This window comes from Streptomyces sp. SA15 (assembly GCF_002291145.1).
GTDB lineage: Bacteria > Actinomycetota > Actinomycetes > Streptomycetales > Streptomycetaceae > Streptomyces.
In genome coordinates, this window is record NZ_NTGE01000013.1 from 47834 (window position 1) to 57055 (window position 9222).

Genomic DNA, 9222 nt, shown 5'->3' on the forward strand with positions numbered 1-9222 from the left:
GCGAAAAGCCACTTCAGGAGCGGGCGATGGACAACGAGATTCAGCTGATCAGTGACGGTGATGGACTGGCGGTCATCGGGAATCCGACGGACGTCGAACGCTTCCTCGTCTCGGAGGGACTGTCGTCGAAGGACCTCGGACTGCAACGGCTCAAGTCCGTCTTCGGCACCGGGGCTGCAGTCACGCAGGCAGGTTCGGAGATTACCGCCAACTCCGGCCGCTGGGTGAAGCTGACCAAGGAGTCCGCGGAGCGTGTCAAGAAGTTCGGGCTGACGGAAAGCAAGACGCCAGGCGTCAGCCATGCGATGGTGGGCAAACCTGGCTCAATCAAGTCATGGCTCCAGATCGAGAAGGGGGCCGGCTCGTTTCTGACCAACCCGGCGCTTCTGACTGGTGCCGCGGGGATCATGGCACAGCTCGCGATGCAGCAGACCATGGACGAGATCACCGACTATCTCGCCACGATCGACGAGAAGGTCGACGACGTGCTCCGCGCCCAGAAGGACGGTGTGTTGGCCCGCATGATCGGAGTGGACCTCCTGATCGAGGAGACCATGACCATCCGAGAGCAGGTGGGCCGGGTCTCCGAGGTCACGTGGTCGAAGGTGCAGGCCGCGCCGGCGACGATCGCAGATACCCAGGCGTACGCGTTGCGTCAACTCGACGCACTCGCGGAGAAGGTGGAGCGCAAGAGCAAGTCCAAGATCGGCGATCTCGCCACCGCGGCCAATGAAGCCGAGTCCAGGGCTCAGGAGTGGCTCGCTGTTCTGGCTCGTTGCTTCCAACTGCAGGACGCGATCGCCGTGCTCGAACTCGACCGAGTGCTGGACACGGCTCCGGAGGAGCTGGACCGGCATCGCCTCGGGCTTCGGGCTGCCCGACAGAACCGGCTGGATCTCATCTCGCGGAGCACCGAGCGTCTGGTGGCCCGGATGAATGCGGCTGCTGACACGGCCAACGCGAAGGTGCTGCTGCACCCGACCAAGTCCCCGGCTGTTGTCCAGTCGAGCAACCATGTCGCGACCGGCGTCGATGACTTCCACGGGCGGCTCGGGATTGAGTCCGGCCGCCAGTCATCGGACGCGAGGCGATGGGTGGACGCGGCCGCAGAGGCGAGGGACAAGGCGCTCGAGACCGGAGCAAAGGGCGTCGGTGCCGCCAGAAGCCTCGGCAACGGGACCCTCGACCGGGCCAGCTCGGTAAAGGGCAAGCTCTCCAGCGGGATCGCCGAGCGAGTGCGCCGTCGGCGCGGGGACGAGGAGGAACGCGACGAGGAAGGCTAAGTGGGCGCCGACCGTCAGCCACGGGCGCAGCCCGACTACACCCTCAAGTCTCAGCCAACCGTGCAAGACGTGGGGCCCAGCCGCCCGCGCGACTGGGCCCCACGGAGAATGCGACACGCACCACGCGCTGACGCTGATCGTCGCCGAGCTCGCCCCGGACCGCAGCGCCCGCAAGGCCGCCTTGCGGATGATCCGCCGCGAAGAGGGCCTGGACGACGACGTCTGATGCGCACGCCCCGGCTGGCCATGCTGGCTGGGGCACCCTTTGGAGGACATCGTGAGCACACAGCCGGACCACGGCACGGAGCGGGTCCCGCGCCCCGAACGTACCCCCGACGCCGTCCGCGTGGCGCTCGCCCGGATCGCTCCTCACCGCCTGGACGAGATGGAAAAGCACAAGGAAGAAGCGCTCGCCGCCGCCATTCGGACCAGCAGGATCGGGCACCTTCAGCACTGGCTGACCCACTGGGCCGCTCAGGTGGAGATCGAGCGTAGGCCCGATCTCTCCGCACGCCGTAGCCGTGCTCTCGCCACGATCCACGGCACGGACGGCAAGGACGACCCCGCGTTCCGATCCGCCATGGACGAGCTGCGTGCCGTCGAGGACATGGCGACGCAGGCGGTGTCCGAGTGACCTGGAGGTGGGATTACGACCCCAGCGAGGCGTACGTCATCGGCGGAGACCGCCGGCGTTCGTCGCCGAGGTCGAGAAAAAGTCTGACGAACTGGTGCGGGCTGCTGCGGCCTTCTACCTCGACGGAACCCAGTACGCAGGGCTGGGCTCGAAGGGAGATACCGCACATATCGACAGCGGATTCTTCGTCTACCTCATCGTTCCCGGCATGAATGCGTATACGTTCGCCAAGTGACCTGGATCTGATCCGGCGGTCGGGCGCCATCGGCCTGGTCATCAAGCAAATGGAGTACTTCGCCAACGAGTGGTCGACGAACGGCCCGCCGGGCAACCGAGGGTGACTGCGGATTGGGCTAGGCGGGGGGCTCGGGGGCTTCGGGGGAGGGCGGCAGGGGGTCGGTGACGAACCACCCCCGCTGGGGTACGGCGTACACCCAGCCTTCGTCGGCCAGCAGGCCGAGCCCCCGCCGCACGGTCGTACGCGCGATCCCGTACCGCTGCACGAGCTGGGCCTCACTCGGCAGCATCCGCCCGGGCTGCCAGTCACCGCGCTGAATCTGCCCACGCAGGATCTCGGCCAGTTGCCGGTATGGGGTCAGCGGCGCGCCATGGTCGATCTCAGCGTCAGGGTTCATGGACTTGACGCTAGGCAAGCGGACTGATGCACGCTCTTTGGGATACATATCGCAACGAGTCGATACAAGGCGATACTATGGAGCCCAAGGAAACGCCCCGGCCGGAAGGGTGAGAGCTTCCATGCCGGGGCTGAGCCGACTGACTAGGAGTCGACCTATGCGCAGCCTACTGGCCGCGATTCTGAACCTCTTCCTGCCCGCCCGCGGAGCCCACCGCTCCGTAGCGCCCCCACCACTGCCCCCCATCCTCTGTCCGCCCGCTCCGGAGCCCCCGCCCGTGATCACGTGCCCGCACCCGGCGGACGTCATCACCGCCGACGGCATGCCCCTGGTCCGCCCGTACGTCGTCGAATGGGAACGCGAGCGGGACGAACATGACCGGCGCCGCCTTCAGCGGGAGCGGCGCCGGGCGGCGGTCCTGGCGACGCCGGGGCAGGACTACGTTCCGTGGGAGGTCGCCGCATGAGTACGAATGCGTCTCGTCTGCGCAGCCTCGGCGTCGACCCGGCAACCGGCAAGGAGGCCTTCGCGGTCACGCGCCCCGGCGGTCTTCTTGAAGGGCTGGCCGATACGCAAGCGCTGAAGGCCGCCGCCGTCCTGGTGACGGTCGTCGGTGCCGTACTGGAGGTGGGGAAGGCCTCGGACGCCGAACTCGCCGCCTTCGTACCGCCGTTGCACGCCGCCCTCGAAGAATGCGTCGGCATCATGGCGGCGGACAGGGAATGACGGCGTAGAGGCAATTCGTCTGCAAGGCCGGTGGCGCCGTGGGTGCCCGGAGGTTCGTCCTGGGCGCCTACCATCCACCGGCCACTGCACGGGGCTCTCTAACCGACTTGTACGACGTGGCCGTGGAAGCCGCTGTAGTCACTCTGCCCGTCCGGATCCGCCGACCGGCGAGCGGGCGGTTCCACCTCTCTCGCGTGGGGACGCTCGAAATCGCGTGACCGGTCGGCACCCTTCCCGCACGCGCGGGGCTCGGCCGCCCGCCTCCGGCCGCCGCACCCTCCTGCCCGTCGTCCACCGCCGCGCCCATGTCCATGTCGCACCGCGACCGCGCCCATGCAGCACCGCGAACCCTGGACGGCATCTCGACGCAGCGGTCACACTTGACCCCTGACCGTGACTGTTCATCACGCACACCGGGGGCAAGGTGCCGCAGGAGGCGATCTCCGACCGTTACGAACTCCTGGAGGAGCTCAGCCACGGCGGCATGGGCGACGTGTGGCGCGGCTACGACGCGGTGCTCGACCGGCCCGTCGCCGTGAAGCTCATCCGGCAGGCGTCGGTCACCTCCCCGCAGCTGGCCGAGGAGTTCGCCAAGCGCTTCCGTCGCGAGGCCCGCATCACCGCGCGCATCCAGCACCCCGGCGTGCCCCAGGTGTACGACGCGGTGCTCGACGCGTCGTACGAGCGGCTGTTCCTGGTGATGGAGCTCGTCGACGGCGTACCGCTGTCCGCCTACCTCGACCCCGGCCGGCCGCTGCCGGTCAGCTGGGCGGCCGCCGTCGCCGCGCAGGTCGCGACCGTGCTGTCGTACGCACACGACGTGCCGGTCATCCACCGGGACCTCAAGCCGGGCAACATCCTCGTCGCACGCGACGGCACGGTGAAGGTCCTCGACTTCGGCATCGCGGCGATCCTGCGCACCGACGTCACCAAGCTGACCGCCACCGGCAGCCCTATCGGCACCCACCAGTACATGTCGCCGGAGCAGGTCCGCGGCGGACGCATCACCCCGCAGACCGATCTGTACGCGCTCGGCTGTGTGCTGCACGAACTCCTCAGCGGGCGCCTCGTGTTTGAGGCGGAAAGCGAGTACCTGCTGATGTACCAGCACGTCAACGCCGCCCCCACCCCGCTGCGACAGCTGCGGCCCGACGTCCCCGAGGCGCTGGAGGAGCTGGTCCTGCACCTGCTGCGCAAGGCGCCCGAGGCGCGGCCCGCCGACACGCAGGAGGTGTACGCGCGGCTGCTGCCGTTCCTCCCGCCGCCAGGCCGGGAGCCCGGCACAGCCGACGCCGGGCCGGCCGGCGCACCCGACCCGACGGGCGTGTTCCGTCACCCCTTCGCGCCCCGCGCCCGGGCCCAGGCCCCTGCACCCGGCGGTTCGACGCCGACGGCCGTCCTCCCGGGGGCCCAGCCGGTGCCCGTCCCCGCCCAGCTGCGCGAGGACATCAAGGAGGCGTACGCCCACTCCGACGCCCTGCTGAAGGAGGAGCGGTTCGCGCAGGCCGCCGAGGTGCTCGGCGAGGTCATCGAACCCGCGGCCCTCGCCCTCGGCTCCGAAAGCAAGCCGGTGCTGGGGCTGCGCCGCCAGCGAGCAGCGATCCGACTCCTCGGGGGCGACTACCGGGCCGCGCTGCCCGAGTTCGACGCCCTCGCCGACGCGTACGCCCGCATCGCCGGACCCACAGGCGAGCAGGCCCGCGCCTGTCGCGCCCAGGCGGCCCGCTGCCGCGCCGAACTCGGCCAGGTCACCGACGCGCTCGCCGCGCTCCAGGGCGTGCTGAACGTCGTGCGGGCCGTCGACAGTGATGTGAGCGAGGAAGCCGTGGAGCTACGGCACAACATCGGGATGCTGCTGCTCGCCCAGGGCCGGGCCGTCGAAGCCCGGCAGGTCCTCGAACCGCTCCACCAGGACATGTGCATGGTGTTCGGCCCCGACGACGAGATGACCGTCGAGATCGCCGAGGCGCTCGCCGTGATCCGCCTCGACCTCGACGGTTCGGCTTCCTGACCCGCTTCCTCCAGAAGCAATGCTGCTGGCCGAGGGACCCCCAGAGCCGCCAGAACGAGATGGCTCACTTCTTGCAGGACACGGCGCTGGGAGGCGCCTCCCTGATGCTGCTCGGGCTCATCTCGTTTGCCGGGCCGGAGCCGGGCATGACGATCACGGGTCCGCTTTCGGCATCAGTTGATCCACTGGAGGTGGACGGAGTGCATCGGTGCCGGAGGCCGCGCGGCCCGTTGCGTCGCGGATGACTGCGCCGCTCGGAAGCTGCCTCCTGCCACCAGCAGAAGTCCTCGTTGCCGTATCGTGCGGCTTTCCCTCGCCAAGTCCTGCGGGCCAGTACACAAGGAGTTCACCAGGGTCAGGCTGAGTGCCGCCTCTTCCCTCGGTGGGTGACGAACCAGTCCCGAGCCGCTGTCGCGATTTCCTCGGGCGCTCCTGACTCCTGGAACAGGTGCTTTGCACCACGGAAGACATGGATCTTGCTCGGGACCTTGAGTCTTCCTGCGGCCTCCTTGCCGAGCCGCAGGTCCGTCTCGTCCTCGCCGCCGACGATGAACAGCACCGGTGCCTGGATGCGGTCGAACGCCACGTGCGCCAAGTCGGGCTGAACGCCCTGGGACACCACGGCCGAGACCCGTTCCGGGCGTTCGACGGCGGCAAGCAGAACCGCAGCTGCGGCGGTGTCGGCGCCGAACAGACATACCGGAAGGTCGGCCGTCTCCGTCCGCTGCTCCAGCCAGTCGATGGCGGACACCAGTCGCCGGGCCAGGAACGGGATGTCGAAGCGGTGCCGGGCCGAGCGTGTGTCCTCCCGCATCTCGAGTTCGGTGAGGAGATCGAGAAGCAGTGTGCCCATGCCCGCCCGGTGGAACACGGCGGCGATGGCGCGGTCGCGTGAGCTGTTCCGGGTACTGACGCCGCCCTCGGCGATGACGACGATCGACCGTACCGGGCCGGGCACGACCAGATCACCGGTGAGCGGGGCCCCGTGCGCGGGCACCAACACCAAGTCGGAGATCATCTGTTTCCTCCCGACGTGGCGCTCATGGAGCTACTGACCGCCCGTGTACCCATGGGTGGATTCCGTACGCACCGTGACCTCGGCGGGCGGCCGGCGGATAGTGCGCGAGGCTGGAAAAAACGGGACCGGCGACGGCCCGTTCGGGCTGCCTCAGCCCACCTTGATCGAGGGTGCGACGTTCTACGTGATACTCCGCTGCTGTATGACACCAAAGAACCCCTGCCAGATCTCCCCGGCAGGGGTTCTTGGCTGCGGTGAGCGAACTCAAGGAACAAAGGAACAGTCGGCCTGTGCGGCGTGGGTCTGTCGGGGTGATTCTCCGGAACCACCTGATCCAAGGTGTCCACCCGGTGGAACACAGCAGGAAGCAGCCGTCCCCCATCAGGCGCCGGGCCACCGGCACCGCACAGCAAGGAGCGAAGGCCCATGGCCGTATGCGAGGTCTGCAACAACGACTACGAGATGGCATTTGAGGTGAGAACAGCCGACGCCACCCACATCTTCGACAGCCTCGAGTGCGCGGCTCAGCGGATCGCCCCCACCTGTGGCAACTGCCAATGCCGCATCCTCGGTCACGGTCTGCAGGCGGATGGACAGTTCTTCTGCTGCGCCCACTGCGCACGCCAGCGCGGACACACGGAACTGGTTGACCACGCCTGACTCTCTCCGAGTGCGGGACGAGCCGCATCCCCCGGCCGGCATCTTCGGGTCCGACAGCACCGCGTGCCTCGTTGACCTGCTTGAACCGCTCCTCCGCCCGGGGGGCCTTCCGGGGGGCCTTGTTGATGTCGGGGCGGTACCGGCGGGCCAGGGTCCGGTAGGCGCGCTGGATCTCCTCCGTGCTCGCGTCACCGGCGCACGCCCAGCACCTCGTAGTAGTCGGGAGTCGCGTTCGCCGTCGGCCCCTCCCGCCGCTCATTCCGGCTGCTTGGCCACGGCCACGACGGCGGGGCGCAGCAGGTGGTCGTCGCTGCTGTAGCCGGGGCGCATGACCTCTACGATCGTGCCCGGTTCGGCGTCAGGGGTCTCGCGGGCCTGGGCCGCCTCGTGCCGGGCGGGGTCGAAGACCTCGCCGACCTCGGCGAACCGGTGGTAGCCGAGTCCTTCCAGAGCGGCCAGGGCCTGCCGCTGGACGGCCTCGACGCCGGCCACGATGCTCTTCGGGTCCGCCTCGGCGTGCCGCAGCGCCAGCTCCAGGTGGTCCATGATCGGGAGCCACACGGACATCACCCGGTCCCGCTCCAGCAGGCGCACCTCGCCGAGCAGCCGCTCGTACCGCTTGCGCTGGTTGTCCAGCTCCGCGGCCGTCCGCAGCCAGCGGTCCCGCAGCGCGGCCGAACTCTCCTCGGGCGGCGGCTCAGCGACCGGGCGCGCCGCCTCCTCCTCGGCGGCCGGAGCCTCCTGTGGAGCAGACGCGGCATCCTGCGGTGCCTCGGCAGCAGCCGCCTCCGGTCCCGGGGGCACGTCGGCCGCCGCAGCCGGGGCTTGCCGGCGGTCCTGGGAGACTGCCTCACCGCGCTGTTCCTGTGCCGCTGCTGCGCCGCCGCGCGCGCGGTCAGATGGCCGTTTCCTGGTGCTCGCCTGTGGCGTGGAGCCTTGTCCGGCGACGGTACGGCGCGCTTCCTCCGGCTTGGGTGCCTGTTCTGCCGCATCGGGCGCCAGCCGCCGGCTGTCGTCGCCTCGCTTGAAGTCACGCGCTGCGTTCACGATCACACCTCGCTCACTCGGGCCTGAACTCGGCATCGATCACGTCGTCCCCGCCCTCGGCGCCGGGTCGCCCCGGACCGCCGGCGCTGCCGGGACCTCCTGGGCCCGAGCTGCCCGAGGGAGCGGCGGACAGCCCGTGCAGCACCTGCTGTAGGTCGCTGGTCAGGCTGCGGATCCGCTCCAGGGACGACTCCTCGACGGCGGGGTCCGCGCTCCTCCGCGTTCGGCACGACTCTCGGCTCGTCACCCACGTATACGGCGATCATCGAGTTCGTCGTCCCCAGATCGATGCCCACAGCCTTGGCCATGACCTACGTCCTCCGCTGCCGAAGTCGCCCGTATGCGAAAACCGGTTCGATGGTCGACAGGAAGCGGCCCTCGCCCTGGAGCCGCGCACACAGCCCTGCGTCAGCGGGCCAGCCTCCTACTTGCGGGCAAACTGCGACATATCAGGCAATCCATCTTCCAGGGTCCGACGCCGCCCAGTGCAAGGCAACCTCTGGCCCGGGTAAAGCCGTTCCGCAATTGGCCACAGCCAGGCGTCGAGAGGTTTGGATCTCTGCGGCAAGCGGACCGGACCTGTGATGCTCTGCGCCGGCTGGGGCGCGAGCGCCTCGGCGGTGGATCGTCGCTGGGCGAGCGGGGCCTCATGGTGCGGAGGTTCGACCGCTGCACGGGCGCGACGGTGTCACCCCTGACCGCATACCCCGCAGGACCGCGAAGTCCGGTGATGATGAGCGCATGGACGTCACCGAGGTGCTCCTGCCAGGGGTGGGGCTCCGGTATGAGTTCACCAACCATGAGGGCGACCTGGTCGGCGTCGTGGCGGAGCGGACCGGCGACTTCGAACTGGTCGTCTACGAGAGCGGTGACCCCGACGCGAGCCGGCCCGTGGTGCGGCTCAACAGCGAGGAGGCCGACGCGGTGGCGGAGATCCTCGGCGTTCCGCGGATCGCCGAACGCTTCGCAGTACTGCCCTGGCGGGCCGCTTCGCGCGCTTCTCCGGCGCGGAGGACCGAACAGCACCTCTCACCCCACGCCCTCTGAAGAAAGGGCACGGGCGAACGTGCCGCCCGAAGGCCGGTCAGGCGGGGACTCGTTCGGCGGCGGCGAGGATGCTGGAGCGTGCCTGGTGGCGACGTTCGTAGGTCAGCACCCGCCGGGTGAGGCCCTCCTCCGCGTCACCGAGCCGCTTCATGATCTCGTCC

General features: G+C 69.3%; 12 protein-coding genes and 2 pseudogenes. 8 read left to right on the top strand and 6 right to left on the bottom strand.

The annotated features are described in order from the left end of the window. Nucleotides 1-26: 26 nt before the first annotated feature. From CLM62_RS01525 to CLM62_RS50900, 3 genes are all read left to right on the top strand, one after another. Nucleotides 27-1283 carry a hypothetical protein gene (locus tag CLM62_RS01525; RefSeq protein ID WP_095748067.1) on the top strand — a complete coding sequence of 419 codons (1257 nt, stop codon included), beginning with the start codon at nucleotides 27-29 and terminating at the stop codon, nucleotides 1281-1283. Nucleotides 1284-1560: 277 nt separating this feature from the next. After that, nucleotides 1561-1917: a hypothetical protein gene (locus CLM62_RS01530; RefSeq protein WP_179381892.1), complete on the top strand. Its 357-nt coding sequence runs from the start codon at nucleotides 1561-1563 to the stop codon at nucleotides 1915-1917. A gap of 212 nt (nucleotides 1918-2129) precedes the next feature. Further along, nucleotides 2130-2258, top strand: a complete 129-nt coding sequence (locus CLM62_RS50900; RefSeq protein ID WP_257003604.1) for a hypothetical protein — start codon at nucleotides 2130-2132, stop codon at nucleotides 2256-2258. A gap of 12 nt (nucleotides 2259-2270) precedes the next feature. Here CLM62_RS50900 and CLM62_RS01540 read toward each other — a convergent pair whose 3' ends face one another. Next, nucleotides 2271-2552: a GntR family transcriptional regulator gene (locus CLM62_RS01540; protein ID WP_095748069.1), complete on the bottom strand. Its 282-nt coding sequence runs from the start codon at nucleotides 2550-2552 to the stop codon at nucleotides 2271-2273. A gap of 157 nt (nucleotides 2553-2709) precedes the next feature. On the opposite strand from CLM62_RS01540, the gene CLM62_RS49655 reads away from it, so the two are divergent. From CLM62_RS49655 to CLM62_RS01555, 3 genes are all read left to right on the top strand, one after another. After that, a complete protein-coding gene (locus CLM62_RS49655) occupies nucleotides 2710-3018 on the top strand; it encodes a hypothetical protein (protein WP_179381893.1) in 309 nt (102 codons plus the stop codon). Further along, nucleotides 3015-3278 carry a hypothetical protein gene (locus CLM62_RS01550; protein WP_095748071.1) on the top strand — a complete coding sequence of 88 codons (264 nt, stop codon included), beginning with the start codon at nucleotides 3015-3017 and terminating at the stop codon, nucleotides 3276-3278. The genes CLM62_RS49655 and CLM62_RS01550 overlap by 4 nt, the downstream gene beginning before the upstream one ends. A 424-nt stretch (nucleotides 3279-3702) precedes the next feature. After that, nucleotides 3703-5289 carry a serine/threonine-protein kinase gene (locus CLM62_RS01555; RefSeq protein ID WP_095748072.1) on the top strand — a complete coding sequence of 529 codons (1587 nt, stop codon included), beginning with the start codon at nucleotides 3703-3705 and terminating at the stop codon, nucleotides 5287-5289. A gap of 355 nt (nucleotides 5290-5644) precedes the next feature. Here CLM62_RS01555 and CLM62_RS01560 read toward each other — a convergent pair whose 3' ends face one another. Next, a complete protein-coding gene (locus CLM62_RS01560; RefSeq protein ID WP_095748073.1) occupies nucleotides 5645-6307 on the bottom strand; it encodes a dienelactone hydrolase family protein in 663 nt (220 codons plus the stop codon). A 426-nt stretch (nucleotides 6308-6733) separates the two neighbouring features. On the opposite strand from CLM62_RS01560, the gene CLM62_RS01565 reads away from it, so the two are divergent. Next, nucleotides 6734-6967 carry a hypothetical protein gene (locus CLM62_RS01565; RefSeq protein ID WP_095748074.1) on the top strand — a complete coding sequence of 78 codons (234 nt, stop codon included), beginning with the start codon at nucleotides 6734-6736 and terminating at the stop codon, nucleotides 6965-6967. Between the two features lie 118 nt (nucleotides 6968-7085). Here CLM62_RS01565 and CLM62_RS52865 read toward each other — a convergent pair. From CLM62_RS52865 to CLM62_RS52870, 4 genes and pseudogenes are all read right to left on the bottom strand, one after another. Beyond that, nucleotides 7086-7226: pseudogene (locus CLM62_RS52865) on the bottom strand (hypothetical protein); the annotation flags it as partial. Then, entirely contained in the window at nucleotides 7223-8014 is a 792-nt protein-coding gene (locus CLM62_RS01575) for a nucleotide exchange factor GrpE (RefSeq protein ID WP_257003605.1), read from the bottom strand. The pseudogene CLM62_RS52865 and the gene CLM62_RS01575, both read right to left, overlap by 4 nt. A 13-nt stretch (nucleotides 8015-8027) precedes the next feature. Beyond that, the gene (locus tag CLM62_RS49660; protein WP_095748076.1) at nucleotides 8028-8261 is read right to left on the bottom strand and encodes a hypothetical protein; all 234 of its coding nucleotides are present in this window, start codon (nucleotides 8259-8261) and stop codon (nucleotides 8028-8030) included. Continuing rightward, nucleotides 8230-8322, bottom strand: a pseudogene (locus tag CLM62_RS52870) (Hsp70 family protein); the annotation flags it as partial. The pseudogene CLM62_RS52870 and the gene CLM62_RS49660, both read right to left, overlap by 32 nt. 433 nt (nucleotides 8323-8755) lie before the next feature. Between CLM62_RS52870 and CLM62_RS01585 the strand changes: the two are divergent. Next, nucleotides 8756-9061 (top strand): hypothetical protein, encoded by a 306-nt coding sequence (locus CLM62_RS01585; RefSeq protein ID WP_257003606.1) that lies wholly within the window; start codon nucleotides 8756-8758, stop codon nucleotides 9059-9061. Nucleotides 9062-9222: the final 161 nt, after the last annotated feature.